The organism is Luteimonas sp. RIT-PG2_3, assembly GCF_054902115.1.
This window is the reverse complement of sequence record NZ_JBUBPF010000001.1, coordinates 488980-512661: the sequence shown is the minus strand read 5'-3', so window position 1 is coordinate 512661 and position 23682 is coordinate 488980. Positions and strand designations below refer to the sequence as shown.

The window sequence follows — 23682 nt, the reverse complement described above, 5'->3', positions numbered from 1 at the left end:
TTCGAGCACCGCACGCGCGGCAGACGGCAAGCGCAGCAAGACCTGGAACAGGGCCTCAGACGTCGCCGTCGTTGCTCCAACCTTCGCCCGTGCCGCGCTGGTCCACGCGGTCGCTGGCCAGCACCTGCCCGGCGGGAATCGAGTCCTGGCTGGCCAGGCGTGCGTAGACCGGGGTGAAGTCCGGCGCGGTCGCGTCCATCAGCTGCTGGAAGCTGTCGATGACGAAGTAGGTCTTCTGGTAGCTGTCGATGCGATAGCGCGTGCGCATGATCCGCTCCAGGTCGAAGCCGACATGGTTGGGCGCCGCCGACTCCAGGCTGTGGATCGACTCGCCCTTCGACGACACGATGCCGGCGCCATAGATGCGCAGGCCGGCGGCCTCGCGGATCAGTCCGAACTCGACCGTGTACCAGTACAGCCGCGTCAGGTTCTGCAGGGCCTCCGGACCGATCCCATGCGCCTTCACGCCGCCCTTGCCGTAGGCCTCCATGTAGTCGGCGAACACCGGATCCATCAACAGCGGCACATGGCCGAACAGGTCATGGAACAGGTCGGGTTCTTCGATGTAGTCGATCTGCTCGGGCGTGCGGATCCACCAGGTCACCGGGAAGCGGCGGTTGGCCAGGTGGTCGAAGAAGTCCAGCTCCGGCAACAGCCCTTCGACGCCGATCAGCTGCCAGCCGGTCGCAGCGCCCAGCGCCTCGTTGAGCTCGCTGTACCTGGGGATCCGGTCCGGGGTCATGCCCATCGCGTCCTGCGCGCGCAGGAAGGCATCGCTGGCGCGGCCGACCAGGATTTCGCGCTGGCGCGCGAACAGCGTCGCCCAGGTCGCGTGGTCGTCGTCGGTATAGCTGTCCCAGGGTTGCGGCACGATGCCGGTCGCGTAGACCGGGACCTTGCCCTTGTCGGTGTGCAGGTTCTCGACGCGGCGCGGCTGGGGCTGGGCGGACATGAGGGTCTCCGGAAGCGTCGAGGGCAAGGGCTCAAAGGTAACCGTGGAGGCGCGCAACAGGGTTGCAAAGTTGCAATGACATGCGCCTGTCGCGCAATAATCATGCGCATATCGCCATACCAGGACATCAAATGAGCGCCGTCGACCTCGATCGCACCGACCTGCTGCTGCTTGCCGAGCTCCAGCGGGCCGGCCGCCAGAGCAATGCCGAGCTGGCCGAGCGGGTGCACCTGTCGCCGTCGGCCTGCCTGCGCCGGGTGCAGCGGCTCGAGCGCGACGGCGTCATCGCCGGCTATCGCGCCGAGGTCAGCCCCGACCGCGTCGGCCTGGGCCTGCAGGCCTTCGTGCGCGTGCAGCTCAAGCAGCACGACGCCGAGACCGTCGACGCGTTCGCGCGCCATGTCGACAGCTGGGACGAAGTGGTGACCTGCCATGCCCTGACCGGCGACATGGACTACCTGCTGCAGATCGCGGTCAGCGACCTCGAGCACTTCTCGCGTTTCCTGCTCGACAACCTGCTCAACAAGGCCGGCGTCGCCGACGTCAATTCCAGCTTCGTGCTGCGCACCGTCAAGGCGTTCCGCGGCCTGCCCCTGCCGCACGGCTGAGCGCCGCGAAGCGATACCGCCGAAACCGGTACACGCCCGGCGCACGTAGGGCGGGTCTGGACCCGCGTACCGATCCCGCGCCCGGACTGGCCCCAGACCTCAACGCACAAACAGGAAGTAGTCGTGCGCCGCACGCGCAACCTGCGCGATCGCCGCATCGCGCGCGTCGCTCGAGGTCTGTGCGCGGATGAACACCGTCGCGACCACATGTCCGCGATCGCCGGGCAGCGTGATCACGCCGACATCGTTGATGACGTCGCCGACGGTGCCGGTCTTGTGCGCGACGGCGGTCATCTTCGGCAGCATGCCCTTCAGCCGCGCGTTGCCGGTGCGGGTGTCGAGCATGATGTCCTGCAGCAGCGCCGTGGTCGCGGGCTTGAGCACCTCGCCCTTCCAGACCTTCTGCAGCAGCAGCGCCATCGCGCGCGCGCTGCTGGTATCGCGGACGTCGGCGTTGTAGCGGTCGGTGTCGCGGCGGCGATCGCTGTCGCTGCGCTCGCCGGCCGCCAGCGTGCCGTACGCCTGTGCGTCCAGCGGCTGCTGCTGCGAGGCCGCGTTGCCGTAATAGTTGGCCAGCAGTTCCCAGATGAAGCGGTCCACGCGCAGGCCGTCGATGCCGAGCTCGCGCATCCGGGCGTTGACCGCGGCCGTGCCGCCGCCGGTGCGCAGCAGGATGTCGGTGGCGTTGTTGTCGCTGACGGTGATCATCATGTGCAGCAGGTCGCGGATCGTCAGCGCCGAGCCCGCGGTCAGGTGCAGGTCCATCGGCCCGCCCATTTCCGGGAAGACATCCTGCGGGCCGAGCACGACTTGTTGTTGCAGCGTCAACTTGCCCTCGTCGACAAGGCGCAGGATATGCACCGCGACCGCCACCTTCATCGTGCTCGCCATCGGGAAGCCCTGGTCGGCGTTGTGGAAGGCGGCGCGGCCGCTTTCCAGATGCACCAGCGCGATGCCCATGTCACCCGGCAGCAGGGCCGCGAGGCGGTCGACTTCCTGCTGCAGCACCGGCTCGATCGTGACCGGCTGGATCCGCTCGCGCGCCAGCGCCATCGGAGCGGCCAGCACGCTGGCCAGCAACAGCAGGACCGGCGCGGCGAACCGCATGCGGCGCGACGAAAAAGGCCGCGAGACGCGGTGGCGGGAAGCAGGCTGGCGCGGGAAGCACATGGTCCGGTCCTCGATCAGTGGAATGGCAACGCAATGCCGGTAGCCGCAATGCAGGGCCGCAAGGCGCAGGTATCATAGTCGGCGACGCCACAGGCGACACGTCATCGCGTGATCGTCGAATCGTCTGATCGTCTGATCAACCCAAGGCCGCGCCCCGCCGCGGCGCGGTGATCGCGATGCCGTCAGCGACGGCCGTGTTCGCGTCCCGGATGCTCGGCACGATAGGTCTCGATCGCGCCACGGCCCTGCACCGTTACGAATACGCGGCGGCCATCCTCGCCGCCGAAGGCGATGTTGGAGGGCTTGTCGCCTTTCAACGCGACCGTGTGCAGCACGCGACCCTGCGGCGAGACCACGACGACCTGTCCGGCGCCATGGCGGGCGACATGCAGGTTGCCGGCCGCGTCGGTGCGCATGCCATCGAGGCCATGGGTGTCGAACGCGATCAGCAGGCGCTTGTTCGACAGCGTGCCGCGCGCGTCGAGGTCGTAGGCCCAGATGCGGCGCTGCACGCTCTCGTTGACGTACAGCGTGGCATCGTCGGGACTGAGGTCGATGCCGTTGGTCGTGCCCATGCCGGTATCCAGCAGGTGGGTGCTGCCGTCGCGGTCGATGCGCCACAGCTGGCCGCCATGGCCGGCCCAGTCCGGATCGCTGGCGTACAGCCGGCCATCGCCTGCGAGCGCGATGTCGTTGGGCTGGTGCATGCGCGGCTCGTGCGCATGCACGGCAATGTCGCGACCACCGGCGGCGATGCGCAGGATGTTGTGGCCACGGTAGTCGGCGATGTACATGTCGCCGTGGCCGTCGAAGCGGATGCCGTTGCCGATGCTGCCGTCGGGCAGGGTCACGAAGACCTCGGCCTGCGTGCGTCCATCCCCGGCGTCGACGACGCGTCCGATCGTGCCTTCACGCGCAAGATTCACCGCGTACAGCGCGCCATCGGGCCCGACCGCCGGGCCTTCGATGCTGTCGGCGAACACGCCGTCGCCGACATGGTCGCTGGCGACATACAGCGCCGTCGCGGCTGTCGTGTCGGGTGTGCGGCTTGTGTCTGGCGCAGGCGTCGTGGCCGGCGCGTGGGTCGTGCTGCATGCGACCAGCGTGGCGTACAGCAAGCAAGCGGAACAGGTGTAGGACAGCCGGGAGCGTCGGTGCATCGATGGCTTCGTCGCGGGAGGAATGGAAGGCGTGCGCGACGACGGCGCACGCTGCGGCGTCAGCAACAGTAGCACCGCGCGTCGCATCGGCGACGTCTGTCGAGCATCGTCATGCGCCTGTGCACCGCATGGCTTGTCCCGGCATGCCACGAGGACAACAGCGGTGACAGGCGATGTCGCGATGCGACCCGCACGACGCCATGCGCGCACCATGACGGACGTCACGCAGGCGCCATGCAGATGCCATGACGCCCACGGCCGTCCGGTCGGGTCAGGGCGTGTCCACCGCCTGGGAGGTTGGCGTCGCCTGCGTTCCGAACCGTGTCCCGAAGAAGTTGCCGGCATTCCATTGCGGACGCGCCTGCGCATCGGCGACGATCTGGTTGATGCGCGCGCTGAGGCGCGCCAGTCGCGCGGCATCGTCGTAGTGGATCGGCAGGTCCACCTGGTCGCAGGGCTTGTGGTAGCAGTTGCGCAGGAACCAGGTGATCGCGCGCTTCGGATCCTGCCCGGCGTTGGCGCCGACGACGCCGCCATCGAGATAGACCGCCGGGATGCCGGCACGCACGAAGGCGTACTGGTCGCTGCGCACGAACACGACCTCCTCGGGGAAGGGATCGGGCGAGACCTGTACGCCGATGTCGCGCGCCGCCGCCTCGACCACCGCGCGCAGCGTCGAGTGTTCGATGCCGATCGGCACCACGTCGGTGGTCGGTGCGGTCAGCATCGGCATGTCGATGTTGATGTTGGCGACCAGCGCCGCCGCCGGCACCGTCGGCCGGTGCGTGAACCAGCGCGCGCCGAGCAGGCCGTGCTCCTCCGCCGTCAGCGCGATGAACAGCGACGAGCGCCTGGGCTTGACCGGCAACTGCTGCAAGCCGTTCGCCACCTCCAGCATCACCGCGACGCCGAGCGCGTTGTCGAGCGCGCCGTTGTAGATGGTGTCGCCCTCGACGCCGACGCCGGTGCCCAGGTGATCGAGATGCGCGGTGTTGACGACGACCTCCTGCGCCAGCGTCGCATCGCTGCCAGGCAAGCGTGCGACGACATTGCGCGATGTCAGCCGGCGGCTGTGGCTGCGGCCGGCGATCGCGATGGTGCCGGGCAGGTCGAAGCCCTTAGCCCGGCCCTGCTTCACCGCGTCGAACAGTTCGGCGGCGGTGCGGCCGGTATCGGCGAACAACAGGTCGGCGGCCGGCGCATTGACGACCGCGCCCGCCCGCAACTGCGGGAAGCCATCGACGATGCTGCCGTCGTCGTCGACCAGGTGCATGTCCGGACGCTCCCAGTTGGCGCGCTTGTTGTCCCAGGGATGGCCCGCCAGCACGTCGGGCGTCAGCACCAGCAGCGTGCCGATCGCGCCGCGCTGGGCGACGGCTTCGAGCTTGGTCTGTTGCGATGAGTAGTGCGCGCGCAGGTCGTTGTCGAACGTGGCCGGCGCATCCGGGAACATCACCGCGATCTTGCCGCGCAGGTCCAGGCCGGCGAAGTCGTCGTGCCCCAGTGCGGGCGCGTGGATGGCCTGGCCGACGAACACCGCGGGCGCCTCCACCGCGGTCGCCGGCAATGCCGGATCGGCGTCATGGATGAACTGGTCGAGGAAGCGCAGCGCGATGCTGCGGCCGCCGCGGTTGACCACCAGCCGCGCACCTTCGCGCGCTCGGATCGTCTGCACCAGCGGCACGCGCTGGAAATAGCTGCCGTCGTCGCCGGCCGGCAGCAGCCCGATGTCGGCATAGCGTCTGGCCACGTACTCGGCCGCCTGCTCGTAGCCCGGCGTGCCGACCTGGCGACCGGCCAGCGCATCGCTGGCCAGGAAGCGCACGTCGGCTTCGATGCGCTGCCCGGCCGGTGTGTCGTTGGGCGGCGGCGGGACCTGCGGTGCGGTGGCCTCTTCTGCTGGCGTGGCGGTCGTGTCCGGCGCGGCCTCGCGCTGGCAGCCGGCCAGCACCCACACGAGCACCCACACGATCGGCAGCCACAGGTGGGGACGAAGGGACATAAGCGATTCCAGCAGGGAGCAGGCGGAGGATTGTGGAGAAGATCGTGCGGGAGATGAAGCGTGGACGCAGGATGACGCGCCCACGCGGGATGCCGGCACGCGATCGTCGCCGGCGGCCGTGTCGCCCTAGGCCTCGCCGGGCAGGATCAGCCCGATACCCACCATGACCCACAACAACGCGCCAAAGGCGATCCATGCGTAGTTGGCACCCGACAGGCGCGCGTTGGCGGCCCCGTTGGGGTCGCCGCAGGCGGTATTGGCCGCCGATTGGATCGACCACAACACCGCGCCGAGCGGGAGCAGGATCAGCAGGCTCAGGACGTCGGTCACGGGATAGCCGATCGAACGCCAGGCCATGCGATCCAGCACGTTGGAGGCGATCTGCAGGATCACGAAGATCGTGGCGATCAAGGAAGGCGACCATGCATGGCGATGGACGCTCCGCCGGATCGTATCGTCGATCGTGCCGGCCAGCGCATGGGTGAAGAAGATCGAGAACACGGCCCGCGCGACCGGCCACAGTCGTTCGCCGGTGTGCACGCGGTACTGCTGCCAATGACGGTAGAACCAATAGAGCTGGTACAGGCCGACCGTCGCCAGGAACAGCAGCGCGAACTTGCGTGCCGAGACCACGTAGAAGGCATCGACGCTGGTCCATGCGGCATCGGCGACGACGGCCTGGGGCGGCGCGTAGGGATTGGCGGGGTCGATCTGTTCGGCGGACATCGTGACGTTCCTTGTCGGGGCGATCATCGCTCGCTGGCGTGCACCAGCGCGGCAATCCGTCGCGCCAGCGCATAGGGTTCGGGGGCGTTGCGGTTGCTGAGCAGCACGAGGGTGGTACGCGACTGCGGCCAGCGCAGGAACACGTTGCGGAAGCCGATGCTCTCGCCGGAATGCCACAGCAGCGGGCGACCGGCGTCGTCGTGGATCCGCCAGCCATAGCCATAGCCGTCAACGTCCGCCTCATCGGTTTCCGTATGCGGCTGGAAGGCCAGCGCGCGCGCGGCCTCGCCGAGCAGGCGATCGTCGTGCAAGGCTGCGTCCCATATCGCGAGGTCGTCGATCGACGAGTAGATGCCGCCGTCGCCGAGCACCGCGCTGGTCATGCTCTGGTCGGTGCGCGTCCAGCGTCCGTCGACCAGGCTGTAGCCGTAGGCGCGATGCGCGACGCGCGACCGGCCATCCTCGAACGCGAGCGTCGCGGTCATGCCCAGCGGCTGGAAGATCCGCGTCTGCAGCAGCGTGGCGTAGTCCATGCCCGATGCTTTGGCGGCAACCAGCGCCAGCAGGGCATACCCGCTGTTGCTGTAGCGGTAGCCGCTGCCCGGCGCGAACGACAACCGGTCCTGCGCCTCCAGCAGGCGCAGCACGTCGGCGTCGCGCAACGGGCGGTCGATGGCATCGGGCAGCACGTCCTCGTAGTCGACCAGGCCCGAGGTATGCGTCAGCAGCTGATGCAGGGTGATGGCATCGGTGGCCGGTGGCAGCGATGGCAGCCAGCGCCGCACCGGATCGTGCAGCGACAGCGCGCCGTCTTCGGCCAGCAGCAGGACGGCGGTGGCGGTGAACTGCTTGCTGATCGAGGCCAGCCTGAAGTTGCTGGCCGGCGTCACCGCGACGGCATGCTCGACATCGGCCAGCCCGTAACCCCTGCGGAACACGACCTCGCCCTCGCGCACGACCAGCAGGGCGGCGCCGGGTACTGCGCCGGCATAGTCGGCCATCAGCGCGTCGATGGCGTCTGCAGTGGCCGGCGCGAGGGGAGGCGTGAGGGTGGGTGTGAGCGCCTGGCCCGCCACGGCCTCGGCGCCGAGCATGCCGATCGCGCCGCCCAGCAGCGTCGCGATCATGCCGAGGCGCGACATGTCGTCCCACGGCCCGCTGGCGCATGGCCTGCCGGGCTCCCCACCGCGTGCTGCCCGCTCATGGCAGGCCCAGCCCGCGGCGTGCGCTGTCGAGCAGTTGTTCGTCATCGTCCTGGTCGTGCTGCCAGTACATGACGCCGGCCAGTCCGCGCGTGCGCGCGTACGCTGCCTTGGCGGCGATCGCGTCGGGATCCTCGTAGCTGATCAGGGTGCGGGTCGTCGCATTCCACAGCCACGGCGCCTGGGCGCGGGCGTCCCAATGGCGGACGAAGGCCGGATCGGTCAGTACGTCGCGACGGATCTCGCGCCACGACAGGGTATCGACCGTGCCCTCGAACGGCTGGTGCAGGCCGTGGTTGCCGGTACCGACGTCGTGGAAGCGCTTGCCGTAGAACGCCATGCCGAGCAGCAGCTTGTCGGCAGGCACGCCGGCCGCCAGGAACGCATCGACCGCTTGTGCGCTGTCACGGGTGCCGTCCGGCGCGCTGGCCGAACGCTGCAGGCCAGCGTGGTGTCCGGTGCCGCCCTCCAGGCTGCCGTGGAAGTCGTAGGTCATCAGGTGGATCGCATCCACCCAGGGCACGATGCGCGGCAGGTCCAGTCCGCGCGCGGCCTCGCCATCGGCGGCGGCCAGGGTCAGCTGGTAACGGCGGCCGGTCTGCGCCGTCAGCGTCTGCAGGGCCCCGCGCACGGCCTGCAGCAGCAACGGGACATGGTCGCGGTCTTCCGGCGCGTGGCTGATCCCGGGACCGGGCAGCGTCGGGTATTCCCAGTCGATGTCCAGGCCATCCAGGTCATGCTGTGCGACCAGGGCCACGGCACTGCGGGCGAACTGCCGGCGCGCCTGCGCGGTGGCCGCGGCCTCGCTGAAATGGTCGGCTCCCCAGCCCCCGATCGCCAGCAGCACCTGCAGACGCGGATTGACCTGGCGCAGCGCGACCAGCTGGTCGAGGCGAGCGGCCATGCCCGGTTGTGGCAAGTGCACGGTATGCGTCGGATCGACGAGGGCGAACGCATGGATCACGGTGTCGAGCTTGTCGGCGCTGATCGCCGGCAATGACTCGCGATCCATCACATAGCCGACGACGCGCGCGGGCGCGTGCGCTGTCGCAGCGGGCGTCGTGGTCTGGGCAGCGGCAACGCCCGGCGTCAGCGCGGCCAGCAGGACGAGCGCTGGGACGAGCGCTGGGACGAGCGGCAGGAATGACCCGCGTGGCATGTGCGATCCCCCATCGTGGTGGCCACCCGGTGGGCCGCAAGCGGCACGGCCTGTCCGGGCTCGCGGATACCGTACACGATCCGCGCGCCGTGCTCGGCCAAGGCAACCGGCAACCTGCGACCGGCGCCGGGGTGCGGGCGCTTGCCCGCCGTGCTGCTCAGCGCTCGGGCGGAACGCCGTCGCGCGAGGGAAACGGCAGCACCACGCCGCGCTCGGCGGTCGACTCCGCACGCTGCCACAACACCGGCACGTCGTGCGGGCGGCCGGGCTCGAACTGCTCGCGCTGGGTGCGCGCGGCTTCTTCGGCCAGTTCTTCCTCGATCTCCCAGCTGTAGCGGCGGCGTGGCGGGCGCGGATCGCGGTTGCGGAACGCGAACGCCGCGATCACGCCGCCGATCGCACCGCCCATGTGCGATTGCCAGGACACGCCCGGCTCCTGCGGCAGGATCGTCAGCAGCATGCCGCCGTAGAACAGGAACGCGATCATGCCGGCGGCGATCGACGGCCGGTCGCGGCGCAGCAGGCCGAGGACGAAGACCAGGAACATCAGGCCATGGGTGACGCCGCTGGCGCCGAGATGGTGGCTGCCGGGGTCGCCGAGCAGCCAGGCGCCCAGGCCCGAGCCGACCCACATCAGCGGCAGGGCCAGCACCGTCGCGCGCGGATACACCGCCAGCGCCAGCGTGCCGAGCAGCAGCAGGGCGCTGGCATTGGCGATCAGGTGCGACGGCGAGCCGTGCAGCAGCGGCGCGGTGATCAGGCCGAGCAGGCCCGACCACGACCACGGCGCGACCGAGAACATCCGCCAGTCGCCGAAGCCCTGCAGGCCGAACACGATCACCAGCGCCAGCACGAAGCCGATGCTGGCCTTCAGCGCGCCCGCCAGCCGGCGCCGGTCCTGCGTGCGCTGCGTCTCGGGGTCGCGGGGGTCGTCGGGCGTGTCCAGGTGCATGGGAGGAGGATGGCGACGTGACCGGCAAATGCAAGGTCGCGCCCGCGCAGCCGCGATCGCAGCAAGGCGCAGCCCTCTGCATGCCGGATGCGACAGCGCGTCGGCGCATGCTGGCGCGGGCGCGTAAAATGCGCAGATGAACAACCCAGCAGACACCCCGCTCGTCCGCCTGAAGAACGCCTGGCGTTCCAGCCACCCGTGGATCTTCCAGCGCCTGGTCGAAAAACCCGTCCAGCGGCCCAAGCCCGGCAGCATCGTCGATGTGGTCGGGGTCGAGGGCGACTGGATCGGCCGCGGCTTCTACAACGGCCACTCGCGGATCGCGATCCGCATCCTCGAAACCGATCCGCAGATCCCGATCGACGCCGGCTGGTTCTCGCGCAAGATCGCCGACGCGGTCGCGCTGCGCCGCGAGGTCCTGCGCCTGGACGAGGTCTCCGATGCCTGGCGCGTCGTGCACAGCGAAGGCGACGGCATCAGCGGCCTGGTCGTCGACCGCTACGGCGACCTGCTGGTCGTGGAATTCTTCAGTGCCGGCACCTTCCGGTATCGCGAGTGGATCTACGAGGCCCTGCGCGAGCAGTTCCCCGGTTGCCGCTTCCACAGCTTCGCCGACGAGCACGTGCAGAAGCAGGAGAGCTTCGACTTCCGTGGCAGCACGCCGGCCGACCCCGCGGTCATCACCGAGTACGGCGTGAAGTTCCGCGCCGACCCGGCCGGCGCGCACAAGACCGGCTTCTTCGCCGACCAGCGCGACAACCGCGAATGGCTGAGCCACCAGGTGGCCGGCAAGCGCGTGCTCGACCTGTGCTGCAACACTGGCGGCTTCGGCATCTATGCCGCCGTGCGCGGCGCGACCGAAGTGGTCGGCGTGGACATCGACGAGGACGTCATCGGCATCGCCAAGGGCAATGCCCGCCTCAACGACGTCAAGCTGGGCGGCGGCGGGCCCGGCAGCGGCCAGCTGAAGTTCGTGCAGGCCGACATCTTCCCGTGGCTGCGCGATGCGGCCAATGCCGGCGAGCAGTTCGATGTGGTGATCCTGGACCCGGCCAAGATGACGCGCGACCGTGAGCAGGTCATCGCCGCGCTGAAGAAATACCTCGACATGAACAAGCTCGCGCTGGGCGTGGTCAAGCCGGGCGGCCTGTTCGCGACGTTCTCGTGCACGGGCCTGGTCAGCGAGGAGCAGTTCCTCGACATGCTGCGGCGCGCGGCGTTCTATGCCGGCCGCACGATCCAGGTGCTGAAGGTCTCCGGCGCCGGCGCCGATCATCCGTTCATGGCCCACGTGCAGGAGTCGCGCTACCTGAAGGCGGTGTTCTGCCGCGTCGTGGATTGAACCGCCGCGCCACGAACCGTCGCGTCGCTCCCCGCGCAGCGCCTGGCGTGCGCCGCGCGGCCTGGGGCGTCGCGATCCTGACCGCGCTCGCGCTGGGCGCGACGTTCCTGCCTGGATCCTTCCTCGATCCGGTGCGCGATGCGCTGCAGGTCGACAAGGGCCCGCCGGCGACGCCGCTGGACTGGCAGGCGCGCGTGCAACTGCTGGGCGGCGACGGCATCCGCGGCGACCGCGACGGCCGGCTGCTGCAGGCGCGCTTCGCCGATCCCTGGGGACTGGCGCGCGCGGCCGACGGCACGCTGTACATCGCCGATGCCGGCGACAACAACCGCATCCGCCGTATCGGCGCCGACGGCCTGGCGACCACGTTCGCCGGTTCGGTCGAAGGCTTTGTCGACGGCACCGGCACCGCGGCGGCCTTCGACACGCCCTCGGGGCTGGCGATCGACCTGGCCGGAAACGTCTATGTCGCCGACACCGGCAACCACGCCATCCGCCGCATCACCCCGCAGGGCGTGGTCAGCACGCTGGCCGGCACCGGCATCGCCGGTTTCCGCGACGGCAGCGGCGCGCAGGCGCAGTTCAACGGACCGGTCGGCGTCGCCGTCGATGCGCTCGGGCAGGTCTACGTCGCCGACACCTACAACGACCGCATCCGCGTGATCCGCAGCGATGGCCAGGTCGAGACGCTGGCCGGCGGCGAGCGGCCCGGGAAGGCCGACGGCTGGGGCACATTGGCGCGCTTCGACACGCCGACCGGCATCGCGGTCAATGCCGATGGCGCGTTGTGGGTCGCCGACACCGGCAACCATGCGCTGCGCTGGATCAGCGCGCAGGGCGAAGTCCGCAGCTGGCAACCGACCACGCCCGAAGCCTTCCAGACCGGGCTGTCGCGTCCGCTGGCGGTCGCGGTGACGCACGACGGCGTGCTGTACGTCGGCGAGCAGGGCCAGGGACGCGTGCTGCAGGTGACCGCCGATGGCCATGCGCGCGCATTGACCGGCACCACGATGCGCCAGCGCTTCGCGCGACCGGCGGCGTTGCTGGTCGAGGACGGCGGCAGCGTGCTGGTCGCCGATGCCGACGGCTTCCGCCTGCATCGCATCGAACCGCTGCCGGTCGCGACCACCGCCTCCGCCAACCGCGCGTCCTCCCCGCAAGCCACGCCGGCGCCCACCGTCGCACCACTGGAGGACGGTCCCATCGGTCCCTCGCCCGAGCATCCGTTGCCGCAGACCGCGCAGCGCTGGCCGCTGCAGCCGCAGGACGGCTGGCATGAAGTCGTCGGCACGCTGGGCGAAGTGCGCGGCAACTTCAGTGGAGAGAGCCGCAGCCACCTGCACAACGGACTCGACATCCGCGGCGACGTCGGCCAGACGGTGCTGGCGATCGCCGACGGCAAGGTCAGCAGCCCGTACGCGGCCTGGAGTTATGGCGGCCAGGCAGAAGGACTGGCGATCGACGAGCTGAGCTACATCCACATGCGCGTCGGCCGCACCGCGCAGGGCCGCAGCCTCGACCCGCAGCGCTTCCAGTCGTTGCTCGACGACGCCGGTCAGCCCGAGCGCATCCGCGTGCCGCGCGGCACGCGCTTCGTCGTCGGCGATGCGCTGGGCACGATCAACGCGCAGGCGCATGTGCATCTGGTCGTCGGCGCCAGCGGGTACCAGCACAACGCGATCAAGCTCGGCTTCACCGGCTTCAGCGATCGCTTCGCGCCGCGCATCGACGCGATCCGCCTGCTCGATGCCAGCGACCAGCCCCTGGGCGAACGCAGCGACGGCCGCCTGCTGGTGCCGCGCGACATCGGCGGCCTGCAGATCGTCGTCGAAGCCTGGGACCAGGTCGACGACAACCTGCCGCGACGCCGGTTGGGCCTGCATGCGCTGGGCTACCAGATCCTGGATGCCGCCGGCACGCCGTTGCCGGGCTTCGAACAGCCGCGCATGACCCTGCGTTTCGATCGCATGCCGGCCCATCCCGATGCGGTCAAGGTCGCCTATGCCGCCGACAGCGGCATCACCGTGCACGGCGCCGCGCGCACGCGCTTCCAGTACGTGGTCAGCAATACCGTGCAGGGCCTGGATCTTGCGGTCGAGCATTGGCAGCCGGGCGAACTGCCGGCGGGCGACTACCGGATCCGCATCACCGCGCGCGACTTCAGCGGCAACGAGGCCGGTGCCAATCGCGAGCTGCTGCTGCGCCTGCTGTAGGAGCGCCCATGGGCGCTCCTGCGGCCGCTCGACGGGCGTCGCTCAGCCGCTGAGTCCCAGCTTGACGCCAAAGCCGACCAGGAACGTGCCGGCCAGCCGCTGCATCCAACGGCCGGCCTGCGGATGGCGGGCGAAGCGACCGGCCATCGCATGGCCGACTAGGATCAGCAGCGAGCAATAGACCAGCGTCACCAGCAGGATCAGCGCCGCCATCGTCGCGAACGTCGCGATGCCCTGGTTGGCCCTGGGGTCGATGAACAGCGGGAAGAACGCCATGTAGAACATGATCGCCTTCGGGTTCAGCAGCGTGATCAGCAGGCCATGGCGGAAGTACTGCCCGGCCGGAACCGCCTGCGGCGCGCTGGCTGGCGCCTTGCGGCTGCGCAGCAGTTGCAGGCCGACCCACAGCAGGTACAGCGCGCCGGCATACTGCACCGCGCTGAACACCAGCGGATTGGCCTGCAGCAGGGCGGCGACGCCGGCCGCCGCCAGCCACATCAGGACCTGGTCGCCCAGCGACAGCCCGGCCAGCGTGATGTAGCCCGCGCGAATACCGCCCTTGCCGACCGCGGTCAGCAGCGTGAAGGTGCCCGGGCCGGGGATGGCCATGAAGACCACCAGCGCCAGCACATAGGTCGTGACATCGGTAATGCCCATCCACGGCATGGCGCGGACCTGATCGAAAAGGGGGGCGGCCATGGTGCCGCGTCGTCGTGGCCGCGGCAATGGATCACTGGGGGCTGATCACGGGGGGCGGAGCGCTGGCTCCAGATCACTGGCTCCAGATCAGGAACTCAGATCTGCGGCGGGCGCGGCGTCAGCGGGTAACCGGTGAAGGGTTTGACCTCGTCCATCAGGAAATGCGAGACGATCCGCGCGACCCCGTAATTGCCGCCCAGCAGTTCGCGGCTGATGTCCTTCCACTCGTGCACGTCGCTGACCAGCACGCGCATGGTGTAGTCGTAATCGCCGCTGATCCGGCTGGCCTCGACGATCTCCGGCATCTGCCGGATGCGTGCGTCGAAACCGTCGAAGCCGTCCAGCGCATGCTGCTTGAACGCCACCAGGGCCAGCACGATCGTCGCCGAGCGGATCCGGTCCACCGCGACATGCGCGCGATAGCCGCTGATCAATCCCTGCGCCTCCAGCGTGCGCACCCGGGTCAGGCAGGCGCTCGGCGACAGCGACACCTGGTTGGCCAGCGCCTGGTTGGTGATGCGGGCATCTTCCTGCAGGACGTTGAGGATCTTCAGGTCGGTGCGGTCGAGCTTCTTGGTGGACATCGAAATGCTTGCCTGGGAGCCAGGCACCGAGTCTATAGCGCGAAGGTGCTAGTGACGGCCGCGGCCGCCGGATACCCCGGCGCGTCGCGACACCGTGGCCCGCGGCGAGTGGTGGGTGGCGAGTGGCGAGGCGCCCGCTTGCGCGGCGATGCCCGCATGCGCCGCCCCACGACGCCAGGCGGGGCCCGGGCGGGCCGTGGATTCTGTGAAATGTCGGCGCCAAACCCGGCGATCCTGCGGAAGATCCGGCGGGGGTTCGCAGGATGCGAGCGCCAAATTAGGTAGAAACACCGGTAATTCAGCAGCTTGCGACCCGGCTGGCCTGCCGTGGATCCGCTGGACATGACCGTCCGGCTTCCCTTTGATGACAGCCCGTCCCCAGCCCGCCGCCACGGACAGCGGCGGCCTGCCAGGCCCACACTGCTTGCGTTTCCAAGCCCTCCGCCACCGCGCCCCAGGACTCCACCGATGAAGACTTGCCGCCCCTCTCCCCTCGGCCTTGCCATCCATGCCGGCTGCCTGGCGCTGCTCGCCAGCGTGCCCGCGCTGGCGCAGGACGCCCCCGCGTCCGCCGCCCCCGCGACCGACGCCGTCCAGCTCGATACCGTCATCGTCACCGCCTCCAAGCGCGCCCAGTCCGTGCGCGACGTCTCCGGCTCGGTCGCCGCGGTCACCGGCCAGCAGCTCGAAGAACTCAATGCCCAGGGCCTGGGCGATTACATCCAGAAGACCCCCGGCGTGGTCTTCAACAACTTCGAACCGGGCATGTCGCACGTCGTCGTGCGCGGCATCGCGACCAACTCCGGCAACGTGCAGGGCCAGCCGACCACCGGTTACTTCCTCAACGAAGTCCCGCTGATGGAGCCGGGCTGGACCATTGCGGTGCCCGACATCGATGCCTTCGACCTCAACCGCGTCGAAGTCCTGCGCGGTCCGCAGGGCTCGCTGTTCGGCTCGGCGTCGATGGGCGGCGCGATCAACTACATCGCCAACACCGCCGATACCAGCGGCTTCGACGCTGCGGTCGAGACCGGCCTCAGCCAGACCCGCAACGCCAACATGAGCTACTCGCTCAAGGGCATGGTCAACATCCCGATCAAGGAAGACGTGCTGGCGGTGCGTGCGGTCGCGCAGTACCGCTCCGACGCCGGCTACCTCGACAACGTCGGCACCGGCCTGGAAGGCACCAACGACGTCGAGATCTCCGGTGGCCGCTTCTCGGCCGTGCTGACGCCCAGCGAGAACACCACGTTGTCGTGGTTGAGCCTGGTGCAGAAGATCGAGGCCGACGACGCGTCCTACCGCATGCCCGGCTTCGGCGACCTCGTGCGCAGCACGGCGATCGCCGAGCCGCTGGAAACCGAGATCGAAGTCCACAGCCTGCGCCTGGACCAGGACCTGGGCTGGGGTTCGTTCACCGCGCTGGCCTCGCATCAGGTCAAGACCCAGCACGGCCGTTCCGACTTCACGCCGTACCGCGCCTGGTACGACAACAACGTCATCGGCGTCGCCCCCAATGGCCCGTTCTACATCGGCTACGGCGGCGAAAGCACCGGCAACAGCATCGAGCTGCGACTGGCCTCGGCCACCGGCGAACGCTTCGAATGGCTGGTCGGCGCGATGTACTTCGATACCGACAAGCAGCTGTATGAAAGCCTCGGTGCGGTCGGTGCGCGCGCTGCGTTCGATGCCTCGCCGCTGTACCCGTCCGGCGCCGGCGCGATCATCACGCCCGATGGCGAGATCTTCAACAGCTTCCTCGCGCACGTCACCGGCGAGGAGAAGGCGGTCTTCGGCGAAGCCTCGTTCCACTTCAATCCGGAGTGGACGCTGACCGCAGGCGGCCGCATGTTCCGGACGCGCGTCAAGGACGTCGGCACCATCGTCGGTGTCGATTCCTATCCCGGTGCGCCGATCATCACGCCGACCAGCACCAGCGAAAGCGGCTTCAACCCCAAGGTCTCGCTGACCTGGAAGCCAAGCGACCGCTGGATGGCCTACGTGCTGGCATCCGAGGGCTTCCGCTTCGGCACGCCCAACAACACCGCCATCACCACGCACCCGATCCCGTCCGGTTCGACCAGCGACCAGCTGCGCAACTACGAGTTCGGCGTGCGCAGCAGCTGGCTCGACAATACGCTGGTGCTCGACGCTACCGCGTTCTACATCGACTGGACCGATATCCAGCTGCGCCTGCTGACCCCGGCGCCGGAGATCAACTACGCCAGCAACGGTGGCGCCGCGTACAGCCGCGGCATCGAGTTCTCCGCGCAATGGCGGCCATCGCAGTCCTTCGACTGGACCAGCAGCGTGACCTGGCAGCAGGCCCGTCTCGACGAGGACGTGCTGATTCCCGGCGTCGGCATCGCACCGAGCGGTTCGCGCATGCCCGGCTCGGCCGACTGGTCGGTCAACAACATGGCCAGCTGGCACTTCGATGGCGCCTGGCAGCCGACGTTCTCGCTGTCGCACAGCTACCTGTCGGAAGGCATCAGCGACCTCAACTCCGCCGTGCCCACCTACGCCGCCAATCGCCAGGGCGACTACCACCTTGTCGATGCGCGGTTGCGTTTCAGCGTCGGCCAGGCCGATGTCGGCCTGTACGCGACCAACCTGTTCGACGAGCGCGGCATCACCCGTGCCCAGCCGCAGTCCAACGGCCTTGGACAAGGCATCGTGCGTCCGCGTACCTACGGCGTGACCCTGCGCTGGAACTACTGATCCAAAAAAGAAGCGAATGAAGCGAGCCCGCAAGCGCGCTCTCACACAAGCGCTCCCGGCCCACGATCCACCACAACCGCTCAGCCGCCTCCTCGTCACGGTCCCCGCGCCCTCGCCGCGCGGGGACCGTCGCGTCGGCTGACACCCCTATCGGGCCGGCAAGCGCCCGCTGGAGCATGCATCGATGAACTTGACGGACGCCCTGTCACTGGGGCGATTGGATGCGCACGACCAGGCGTCGCGCGTACGCAGTGGCGACCTGACCGCGCTGGAGCTGGTCGAGGCCGCGATCCTGCGCGCCGGACACCTCGATCCGGCGTTGCAGGCGATCAGCCACCGCGCCGATGCGCTGGCGCGCGAGCGTGCCGCCGCGCAGGACGCACAGGGCGCCGGCCGCGGGCTGGCCGGCGTGCCCTATCTGGTCAAGGACTCGCTGGCCTATCCGGGCATGCCGACGCGCGGCGGTTCGCGCAGTCGCAGCGATGCCCTGGCGACGCAGGCGCCGCCGTTGTCGCAGCGCTTCGATGCGGCGGGGCTGGTGCCGATCGGCAAGAGCGCGATGCCCGAGTTCGGGCTGATGCCGTCGAACGAACCGTTGCGTGGACCGGTGACCCGCAATCCCTGGTCGCTGGCGCATTCGCCCGGCGGTTCCAGCGGCGGCGCCGGGGCTGCGATCGCCGCCGGCATCGTGCCGCTGGCCCAGGGCAGCGATGGGGCCGGATCGATCCGCATGCCCGCCGCCTGCTGCGGCATCGTCGGGCTGAAGCCCGGACGTGGCGCCGTCGTGCAGGCCCGCGCCCGGCATGCGCTGGAAGACCTGCTGGTCAGCGATGGCTTGATGGCGCGCAGCGTGCGCGACTGCGCCTGGGCCTTCGCCGCCACGCATCCGGCCTCGCCGCCGATCGTGACCGGCGCGTCCGCGCGACGCCTGAGGATCGCCGTCGACACCCGCAACCTGGCTGGCGATGCCGCGCATCCGGACGTCGCGCAGGCGGTCGAGTCCGCCGCCGCCCTGTGCGCCGGCCTCGGCCATCACGTCGACATCGTGGCCTCGCCGGTCTCGGGACAGGATGCGCGCGACGCACTGCTGACCCTGTGGTCGCGGCTGTGCGTGGACGCGGTCGAACTCAACACCGCCGCGGGGCTTGCCGACGACCTGCTCGAACCCTGGACGCGCGGACTGGCGCAATGGCATCTCGACCACGTCGACATCGCCGCGCTCGAACATGCGTACCGGCAACTGGCACGGCTGCCTGACGACTTCGCGGACTTCCACGCACAGTGGGACGTGCTGCTGACCCCGGTCGTGCGCACGCCGCCGCCGCTGCTCGGCGTGCTGGCGCCCGATCGCGCGTTCGATGCGCTGATGCCGGCGCTGTTCGACTGGATGTCGTACACGCCGCTGCAGAACCTCGCGGGCACGCCGGCCATCAGCCTGCCGCTGTCGTGGAATGCCGACGGTCTGCCGGTCGGCGTGCAGTTCGCGGCCGACCGCGGACAGGAAGCGGCCCTGCTGTCGCTGGCCTTCGAACTCGAAGCCGCGCAACCCTGGCGCGACCGCTGGCCGGACGTTGCGGTCGCCGCGCGCTGAGAAGCGCCACGCCGAGGCGAATAAACGGCCAGGCCTTTGCCAGATCAGGCCGTCGCCCGGATCAGGCCTGTGCGCCTGCTCCGCCCGATGCCTGTTGCAACTGCAGCAACGCCTGCATCGCCGCATCGGCCTGGGCCTGCGGCACGAAGACGTGGTCGTGGCAGGCGCCCGCGACCACGTTGCAGCTGATGCCGGCCTGTCCCAACGCCGCAGAGAAGGCGGCGGTCAGCCCGACCGCCTGCAAGTCCGAATGCACCTGCAATGTCAGCCACGCACAGCGGAACAACACCGTCAGCCCGAGCCGCTCCGCCTCGGCTTCGGCCAGCACCACCGACAGGCCCTCGGGCTCGCGCACGCTGGCGACAATGGCCTGCGGATCGATGGCCATGCCGGCCGGCACCGTCGCGAAGACGTATACGCCGGGATGACGCAGCGGCGACATCGTCCGCAGCAGTTCGCCGAGATCGGACGTCGCGATGCTCATGGCAACTCCCCGCCCGTCATCGCTTGAAGTCCGTGGCCTGTTCCAGCTGGAAGATCGCGTCCTGCATGTCCTCGAGCTTGTCGGACAGCAGCGCCTGCGCGTCGTAGAGCCCGCGGTTGTAGAAATACCCACCGACCTCGGTGCCGAAGAAATCGAGCAGGAACTCCGCATCGAAGCGGCCGATCTCCTGCCGCAGTTCCTCGCTGAAATAGCGCTGGATCTTGCGGACGATGATCGCCTTCTCGTCGTTGCTGAATGTGATGTCGGCCATCTGGAACCTTCGAGTCGTCGTCTGCGGTCGTCGAGATATTCTGCACCGCGGGCCCTTGCCACCGGAACTCGATCAGTTCGTGACCATCAATTCGTCGACCATGTGTGGCGCCGTCCACCTCGCGCCGATGATCTAGCCGGCATAGATGTTGACCGCACCATGTTCGCCCGCATGGTTGACCTGAAGAATGCGATCCCCGGGTCGCATGACGGCGCGCGAGCCTTCAGCGCGCGGCATCAGGGCCGCTCATGCCCCGCACGCGAAGGAAACGTCTCGAAGGCTGGAAGGTCAGCCAGCTGCCGATCCCAGCAGGCCCGGCTCGCGGTGAAGAGGTGCGCCTCGGGCGCGATCCCGGGTGCCGTATCCAGGCAGCCTGCAGGGACTACGACCATGCCGTCTCCGGCATACGGTAATGCAGAGCCGCAGGTCGAGCAGAAGCATCGCGCATGGCGCGTTCCGGGAAGGCGGAAGGTGATGACGTTGTCTTCGCCTGCCGTCCACTGGAGCCGCCCTGCGGATGAGAACAGGTTTGCCGCGTGTGCCGAACCCGTGTCCTTCCGGCAGTGCGCGCAATGGCACAGGTAGAAATGGTCGAAGCTGCCTTCCATCTGGAAGCGCACGCTGCCGCATAGGCAGGATCCAACATGAGTGTCTTGCATGGCGCTCCCGCTGCGATGGATTGGTGCCGAGATGGCGTGGGCAGCATACGCCGTCGCGACCAACGGCCGGTACCCACCGGGCGGGGCGTTGCCGCCGTGCATCGCCTGACACAGGGTTTTCATCTGCGGCATGATGCGCGTTCGTCCATGGAATGCGTGCCTGCCGACACGATGTCGCTCTCCATTTTCTGTACCGTGCTGTTCGCCGCCCTGCTGCACGCCAGCTGGAATGCGATCGTCAAACGCGGCAACGATACGCTGCTGACTACGATCCTGGTCACCGGATCGGCCGCGCTGGTCGCGGTCGTCATGCTGCCCTTCCTGCCCGCGCCTTCGCCACGCAGCTGGCCATGGCTGGCCGCCTCCACGGTGCTGCAGGTCATCTACTACCTTCTGGTCGCGCGCACCTACCGGGTGACCGACATGAGCGTGTCCTACCCGCTGATGCGGGGTTGCGCGCCGATCCTGGTGGCGCTGGTGGGCACCGTGTTCCTTGGGGAACGCCTGCACGCGGTTGCCTGGTGCGGCATTGCACTGATCTGTGCGGGCATCCTGTGCATGGCACGCGGCGGCGCACGCCAGCACCTGTGGCTGCCGTTGCTCAATGCCGGGGTGATTGCCACCTACACGCTGGTCGATGCCTGGGGCGCGCGCCAGTCCGGCGCGGCGCTCAGCTACACGTTGTGGTTGTTCCTGTTGTCCGGGCTGCCGCTGCCGATATGGGCGGTGTGCACGCGTGCGCCCCGGCTATGGGCCTACGCCCGGGAAAACGCGGGCTTCGGCGTGGTCGGCGGAATCGGCACGCTGACCTCGTATGGGCTGGCGCTGTGGGCCATGACCATCGCGCCAGTGGCGATGATCTCGGCGCTGCGCGAGACCTCGATCCTGTTCGGCATCCTGATCTCCGCGTTCGTCCTGCACGAGCGGGTGACCCGGGTGCGCTGGATCGCGGCGGGTTTGATCGTGCTGGGCGCGGCGGTGCTGCGGGTGGCATGAAGATCGCGCCACGCCATGCGTGGCGGCCCCGGTCCGGCTGCCGTGCGCCGTTTCGGTTGCCTCGCGTCGTTATAACGGCGGCATGCTCTGGATGTCCCAGTGCGCGGAACAGAAACCGGTCAAGGCCGCGCGACTGGCTCTGGGGACCCACGCAGACATTCAGCACGTCGGCTTCGTCGGCCGCGATGCCGAGCACACCATAGATCAATCGGGCGCGGCGCCCGCGCCCGCAACCGCGATGCACTCGACCTCGACCCGCGCCCCGAAGGCCAGGCCACTGGCGCCGAACGAACTGCGCGCGGGGAAGCGTCCGCTGAAGTAGCGCTTGTAGATCTCGTTGAAATCGGGCCACTCCGCGATGTCGGTCAGCATCACCGTGCACTTGACCAGGTCGCGCATGCTGTAGCCGTGCACTTCCAGCGTCGCCTTGATGTTGTCCATCGTCTGTTCCGACTCCGCCCTGATGCCGCCGGGGACCAGGGTCAGCGTGCCCGGTTGCAGTCCGACCTGCCCGGACAGATACAGCGTATTCCCGACCCGGACCGCTTCCGAGAACGGCAGCGTGGCCGGCACCACCTTGCCGGAGTTCAGGAATGCGACGTCGGCAGGTGGCGTCGCCACCGCCAGGCCGGAAAGAACGAGGCCGATCAAGGTGACGAGCAGGCATGGCGCGCTTTTCATGGCAACGATCCTGAGGAGTGAGGGTGGAGGGCAGGCAACTGCGACGACTCGCCGATGCGCACGACCTGGTACACGGCCACATTGTCCTGCGCCAGCGCGCGGACGATCTCGGGCACAAGCTGGATCGGGACATCGACCTGGTAACCGTGGCCCGCCCTGATTGCGCGCCAGCCCTCCTCGGGCATGCCGGGCAGATCGCGGCAACGCGTCTGCAGGAAGCGCTCGATGACGCGCTGGCCGACGCCGGCATGCTCGCCGATCTCGAAGTACACGCGATGGCGCGTATCGCTGTAGTCGTCGGGGGTTCCCATCGTGCCGGGCTGGTGCATGCCTCACCTCGATACGGGTTGCAACGGGGACGCCGCGCCGACTGACGTGGCGGGCCTGCTCATGCCGGACCTGCTCAAGCCAGGCATTCGCCGGAGGTTCCGCCATCGAGCGGAATCGGGGTGCCCGGCGTTTCGACATGGTAGTACAGCGACAGGACCTTCCATTGCGAGCCGTCCCGGTACAGCTGCACGCTGTTGACGCCGACGACATCGGGGCGCGACGCGGCCTTGTCCGCCCGCGATTCGACGACGCTGTAGGCGACCGCGAACCGGTCGTAGACCTGCAGGGTCCGCGAGACCTCGCATTCGTGGAATCCCTTGCCGGAGACGCGCGCATTGGCGCGCAGGAAGTCTTCCGCCGGCGTGCGCTGCAGGCGCGGTGCGCCGTCCCGGGATTGCGCGCCGAACACCACGGCCTCCTCGTGCAACAGGCGTTGCAGCGTCGCCGTATCCGCACTGGCGCCAGGCGCATGCGACAGGGCCGCCCAGAGTGCGGACACGGCGCGTTCCGGCGTGTCTTCAGCGGCCCATGCCTGCAACGGTGCCAGCAGGGTCAACAGCAGCCATGCGCGCATGCGTGGAATCCTTCGGGTGTGCGGATCGGGTCGTCTCAAGGCGCCGCCGCAGCGACGCGTGTGAAGTGGTTGGTCCGCGTCACCGGAAGGCCTTGCGGCCCGAAGTGCGAGATGGTCTCGACCATCGTCCGGCCGTCGTCGGCGGTGGAATAGATCCGCGTCGACGCCGGTTGCCCGCCCTTGGCGAGCGTCATGACGACGACGTTGGGCGCGGGCATGCGGATGGCCACCTTGTCGGCCTCGAAGTTGTTCGCGACCGCCGTCGCGGTGCCGTCGAGCGGCGCGCTGCCGTCGGCATGGCGTGTCGAGCCATCGGCGTCGACGACATCGACGAAGGTCGACCAGCGGTCGTCGGCGGTTCTACTGAACGAGATGACGACGCTTCTCGGCCGCGCCTGCGGCGGCATCGGCAGGCGCGTGACGTCGACCGACCAGCTGCCGATCAAGGGAGAGATTGCGGCCGGATCAGCCGCTGGCATGTCAGCAGCACGCGCATCGCCCGCAAGCGCGGGGTTGGACGCTATCGCGCAGGCCAACAGCAAGACTGCAAGCAGAGATTTCATCTGGATTCTCCTGTGGATTGCGACGCGATCATGAAGCGCCGGC

23 protein-coding genes and 1 pseudogene are annotated in these 23682 nt (G+C 69.0%); 6 read left to right on the top strand and 18 right to left on the bottom strand.

Annotation, left to right across the window (positions count from 1 at the left end):
- Positions 1 to 55 precede the first annotated feature (55 nt).
- Positions 56 to 952 (bottom strand): phenylalanine 4-monooxygenase, encoded by an 897-nt coding sequence (phhA, locus tag ACYX7E_RS02170; RefSeq protein ID WP_462078888.1) that lies wholly within the window; start codon positions 950 to 952, stop codon positions 56 to 58.
- A 131-nt stretch (positions 953 to 1083) separates the two neighbouring features.
- Between phhA and ACYX7E_RS02165 the strand changes: the two genes are divergently transcribed.
- Complete coding sequence (locus ACYX7E_RS02165; protein WP_462078887.1) at positions 1084 to 1560, top strand: Lrp/AsnC family transcriptional regulator; 477 nt, start codon at positions 1084 to 1086, stop codon at positions 1558 to 1560.
- A gap of 99 nt (positions 1561 to 1659) precedes the next feature.
- Here ACYX7E_RS02165 and bla read toward each other — a convergent pair whose 3' ends face one another.
- The 7 genes from bla to ACYX7E_RS02130 all read right to left on the bottom strand — a co-directional run bounded on the left by bla (position 1660) and on the right by ACYX7E_RS02130 (position 9931).
- On the bottom strand, positions 1660 to 2730 hold the full coding sequence (gene bla / locus ACYX7E_RS02160) for a class A beta-lactamase (RefSeq protein ID WP_462078886.1): 1071 nt from the start codon (positions 2728 to 2730) through the stop codon (positions 1660 to 1662).
- 182 nt (positions 2731 to 2912) lie between these two features.
- Positions 2913 to 3890 carry an SMP-30/gluconolactonase/LRE family protein gene (locus ACYX7E_RS02155; protein ID WP_462078885.1) on the bottom strand — a complete coding sequence of 326 codons (978 nt, stop codon included), beginning with the start codon at positions 3888 to 3890 and terminating at the stop codon, positions 2913 to 2915.
- Positions 3891 to 4161: 271 nt separating this feature from the next.
- Positions 4162 to 5892, bottom strand: coding sequence for a M28 family metallopeptidase (locus ACYX7E_RS02150; RefSeq protein WP_462078884.1), 1731 nt, complete (start codon positions 5890 to 5892; stop codon positions 4162 to 4164).
- A gap of 126 nt (positions 5893 to 6018) precedes the next feature.
- On the bottom strand, positions 6019 to 6618 hold the full coding sequence (locus ACYX7E_RS02145) for a hypothetical protein (RefSeq protein WP_462078883.1): 600 nt from the start codon (positions 6616 to 6618) through the stop codon (positions 6019 to 6021).
- A gap of 23 nt (positions 6619 to 6641) precedes the next feature.
- Positions 6642 to 7760 carry a serine hydrolase domain-containing protein gene (locus tag ACYX7E_RS02140; RefSeq protein ID WP_462078882.1) on the bottom strand — a complete coding sequence of 373 codons (1119 nt, stop codon included), beginning with the start codon at positions 7758 to 7760 and terminating at the stop codon, positions 6642 to 6644.
- Positions 7761 to 7818: 58 nt separating this feature from the next.
- On the bottom strand, positions 7819 to 8979 hold the full coding sequence (locus ACYX7E_RS02135) for a glycoside hydrolase family 18 protein (protein WP_462078881.1): 1161 nt from the start codon (positions 8977 to 8979) through the stop codon (positions 7819 to 7821).
- Between the two features lie 157 nt (positions 8980 to 9136).
- On the bottom strand, positions 9137 to 9931 hold the full coding sequence (locus ACYX7E_RS02130; protein ID WP_462078880.1) for a rhomboid family intramembrane serine protease: 795 nt from the start codon (positions 9929 to 9931) through the stop codon (positions 9137 to 9139).
- Positions 9932 to 10067: 136 nt separating this feature from the next.
- Between ACYX7E_RS02130 and ACYX7E_RS02125 the strand changes: the two genes are divergently transcribed.
- Complete coding sequence (locus ACYX7E_RS02125; protein ID WP_462078879.1) at positions 10068 to 11273, top strand: class I SAM-dependent rRNA methyltransferase; 1206 nt, start codon at positions 10068 to 10070, stop codon at positions 11271 to 11273.
- 47 nt (positions 11274 to 11320) lie between these two features.
- Positions 11321 to 13486: a gluconolaconase gene (locus ACYX7E_RS02120; protein ID WP_462078878.1), complete on the top strand. Its 2166-nt coding sequence runs from the start codon at positions 11321 to 11323 to the stop codon at positions 13484 to 13486.
- Positions 13487 to 13528: 42 nt separating this feature from the next.
- On the opposite strand, the gene leuE is transcribed toward ACYX7E_RS02120, so the two are convergent.
- Both leuE and ACYX7E_RS02110 read right to left on the bottom strand, forming a co-directional pair.
- Positions 13529 to 14185 carry a leucine efflux protein LeuE gene (gene leuE, locus ACYX7E_RS02115; RefSeq protein ID WP_462078877.1) on the bottom strand — a complete coding sequence of 219 codons (657 nt, stop codon included), beginning with the start codon at positions 14183 to 14185 and terminating at the stop codon, positions 13529 to 13531.
- A 95-nt stretch (positions 14186 to 14280) separates the two neighbouring features.
- Entirely contained in the window at positions 14281 to 14769 is a 489-nt protein-coding gene (locus ACYX7E_RS02110; protein WP_462078876.1) for an Lrp/AsnC family transcriptional regulator, read from the bottom strand.
- Between the two features lie 468 nt (positions 14770 to 15237).
- Between ACYX7E_RS02110 and ACYX7E_RS02105 the strand changes: the two genes are divergently transcribed.
- The gene (locus ACYX7E_RS02105; protein ID WP_462078875.1) at positions 15238 to 17490 is read left to right on the top strand and encodes a TonB-dependent receptor; all 2253 of its coding nucleotides are present in this window, start codon (positions 15238 to 15240) and stop codon (positions 17488 to 17490) included.
- Between the two features lie 184 nt (positions 17491 to 17674).
- Positions 17675 to 19081, top strand: coding sequence for an amidase family protein (locus ACYX7E_RS02100; RefSeq protein WP_462078874.1), 1407 nt, complete (start codon positions 17675 to 17677; stop codon positions 19079 to 19081).
- Positions 19082 to 19142: 61 nt separating this feature from the next.
- On the opposite strand, the gene ACYX7E_RS02095 is transcribed toward ACYX7E_RS02100, so the two are convergent.
- The 3 genes from ACYX7E_RS02095 to ACYX7E_RS02085 all read right to left on the bottom strand — a co-directional run bounded on the left by ACYX7E_RS02095 (position 19143) and on the right by ACYX7E_RS02085 (position 20627).
- A complete protein-coding gene (locus ACYX7E_RS02095; protein WP_462078873.1) occupies positions 19143 to 19565 on the bottom strand; it encodes an ACT domain-containing protein in 423 nt (140 codons plus the stop codon).
- Positions 19566 to 19581: 16 nt separating this feature from the next.
- Entirely contained in the window at positions 19582 to 19836 is a 255-nt protein-coding gene (locus tag ACYX7E_RS02090; protein ID WP_462078872.1) for a DUF2164 domain-containing protein, read from the bottom strand.
- A 236-nt stretch (positions 19837 to 20072) separates the two neighbouring features.
- On the bottom strand, positions 20073 to 20627 hold the full coding sequence (locus tag ACYX7E_RS02085; protein ID WP_462078871.1) for a GFA family protein: 555 nt from the start codon (positions 20625 to 20627) through the stop codon (positions 20073 to 20075).
- 39 nt (positions 20628 to 20666) lie between these two features.
- On the opposite strand from ACYX7E_RS02085, the gene ACYX7E_RS02080 reads away from it, so the two are divergent.
- Positions 20667 to 21491, top strand: coding sequence for a DMT family transporter (locus ACYX7E_RS02080; RefSeq protein WP_462078870.1), 825 nt, complete (start codon positions 20667 to 20669; stop codon positions 21489 to 21491).
- A gap of 97 nt (positions 21492 to 21588) precedes the next feature.
- Here ACYX7E_RS02080 and ACYX7E_RS02075 read toward each other — a convergent pair.
- The 5 genes and pseudogenes from ACYX7E_RS02075 to ACYX7E_RS02055 all read right to left on the bottom strand — a co-directional run.
- Positions 21589 to 21693: pseudogene (locus ACYX7E_RS02075) on the bottom strand (ribosomal protein S18-alanine N-acetyltransferase); the annotation flags it as partial.
- A 2-nt stretch (positions 21694 to 21695) separates the two neighbouring features.
- Positions 21696 to 22172: a RidA family protein gene (locus ACYX7E_RS02070; RefSeq protein ID WP_462078869.1), complete on the bottom strand. Its 477-nt coding sequence runs from the start codon at positions 22170 to 22172 to the stop codon at positions 21696 to 21698.
- Positions 22169 to 22501: a hypothetical protein gene (locus tag ACYX7E_RS02065; RefSeq protein WP_462078868.1), complete on the bottom strand. Its 333-nt coding sequence runs from the start codon at positions 22499 to 22501 to the stop codon at positions 22169 to 22171. The genes ACYX7E_RS02070 and ACYX7E_RS02065 overlap by 4 nt, the downstream gene beginning before the upstream one ends.
- Before the next feature lie 74 nt (positions 22502 to 22575).
- Positions 22576 to 23076 carry a hypothetical protein gene (locus tag ACYX7E_RS02060; RefSeq protein ID WP_462078867.1) on the bottom strand — a complete coding sequence of 167 codons (501 nt, stop codon included), beginning with the start codon at positions 23074 to 23076 and terminating at the stop codon, positions 22576 to 22578.
- A 35-nt stretch (positions 23077 to 23111) separates the two neighbouring features.
- Positions 23112 to 23639 carry a hypothetical protein gene (locus tag ACYX7E_RS02055; protein ID WP_462078866.1) on the bottom strand — a complete coding sequence of 176 codons (528 nt, stop codon included), beginning with the start codon at positions 23637 to 23639 and terminating at the stop codon, positions 23112 to 23114.
- Positions 23640 to 23682 lie beyond the last annotated feature (43 nt).

What these genes read in the sequence shown, in the direction of transcription:
- phhA (WP_462078888.1), bottom strand. Translation starts at nt 952, where the DNA reads ATGTCCGCCCAGCCCCAGCCGCGCCGCGTCGAGAACCTGCACACCGAC.
- ACYX7E_RS02165 (WP_462078887.1), top strand. Translation starts at nt 1,084, where the DNA reads ATGAGCGCCGTCGACCTCGATCGCACCGACCTGCTGCTGCTTGCCGAG.
- bla (WP_462078886.1), bottom strand. Translation starts at nt 2,730, where the DNA reads ATGTGCTTCCCGCGCCAGCCTGCTTCCCGCCACCGCGTCTCGCGGCCT.
- ACYX7E_RS02155 (WP_462078885.1), bottom strand. Translation starts at nt 3,890, where the DNA reads ATGCACCGACGCTCCCGGCTGTCCTACACCTGTTCCGCTTGCTTGCTG.
- ACYX7E_RS02150 (WP_462078884.1), bottom strand. Translation starts at nt 5,892, where the DNA reads ATGTCCCTTCGTCCCCACCTGTGGCTGCCGATCGTGTGGGTGCTCGTG.
- ACYX7E_RS02145 (WP_462078883.1), bottom strand. Translation starts at nt 6,618, where the DNA reads ATGTCCGCCGAACAGATCGACCCCGCCAATCCCTACGCGCCGCCCCAG.
- ACYX7E_RS02140 (WP_462078882.1), bottom strand. Translation starts at nt 7,760, where the DNA reads ATGTCGCGCCTCGGCATGATCGCGACGCTGCTGGGCGGCGCGATCGGC.
- ACYX7E_RS02135 (WP_462078881.1), bottom strand. Translation starts at nt 8,979, where the DNA reads ATGCCACGCGGGTCATTCCTGCCGCTCGTCCCAGCGCTCGTCCCAGCG.
- ACYX7E_RS02130 (WP_462078880.1), bottom strand. Translation starts at nt 9,931, where the DNA reads ATGCACCTGGACACGCCCGACGACCCCCGCGACCCCGAGACGCAGCGC.
- ACYX7E_RS02125 (WP_462078879.1), top strand. Translation starts at nt 10,068, where the DNA reads ATGAACAACCCAGCAGACACCCCGCTCGTCCGCCTGAAGAACGCCTGG.
- leuE (WP_462078877.1), bottom strand. Translation starts at nt 14,185, where the DNA reads ATGGCCGCCCCCCTTTTCGATCAGGTCCGCGCCATGCCGTGGATGGGC.
- ACYX7E_RS02110 (WP_462078876.1), bottom strand. Translation starts at nt 14,769, where the DNA reads ATGTCCACCAAGAAGCTCGACCGCACCGACCTGAAGATCCTCAACGTC.
- ACYX7E_RS02105 (WP_462078875.1), top strand. Translation starts at nt 15,238, where the DNA reads ATGAAGACTTGCCGCCCCTCTCCCCTCGGCCTTGCCATCCATGCCGGC.
- ACYX7E_RS02100 (WP_462078874.1), top strand. Translation starts at nt 17,675, where the DNA reads ATGAACTTGACGGACGCCCTGTCACTGGGGCGATTGGATGCGCACGAC.
- ACYX7E_RS02095 (WP_462078873.1), bottom strand. Translation starts at nt 19,565, where the DNA reads ATGAGCATCGCGACGTCCGATCTCGGCGAACTGCTGCGGACGATGTCG.
- ACYX7E_RS02090 (WP_462078872.1), bottom strand. Translation starts at nt 19,836, where the DNA reads ATGGCCGACATCACATTCAGCAACGACGAGAAGGCGATCATCGTCCGC.
- ACYX7E_RS02085 (WP_462078871.1), bottom strand. Translation starts at nt 20,627, where the DNA reads ATGCCGCAGATGAAAACCCTGTGTCAGGCGATGCACGGCGGCAACGCC.
- ACYX7E_RS02080 (WP_462078870.1), top strand. Translation starts at nt 20,667, where the DNA reads ATGTCGCTCTCCATTTTCTGTACCGTGCTGTTCGCCGCCCTGCTGCAC.
- ACYX7E_RS02070 (WP_462078869.1), bottom strand. Translation starts at nt 22,172, where the DNA reads ATGAAAAGCGCGCCATGCCTGCTCGTCACCTTGATCGGCCTCGTTCTT.
- ACYX7E_RS02065 (WP_462078868.1), bottom strand. Translation starts at nt 22,501, where the DNA reads ATGCACCAGCCCGGCACGATGGGAACCCCCGACGACTACAGCGATACG.
- ACYX7E_RS02060 (WP_462078867.1), bottom strand. Translation starts at nt 23,076, where the DNA reads ATGCGCGCATGGCTGCTGTTGACCCTGCTGGCACCGTTGCAGGCATGG.
- ACYX7E_RS02055 (WP_462078866.1), bottom strand. Translation starts at nt 23,639, where the DNA reads ATGAAATCTCTGCTTGCAGTCTTGCTGTTGGCCTGCGCGATAGCGTCC.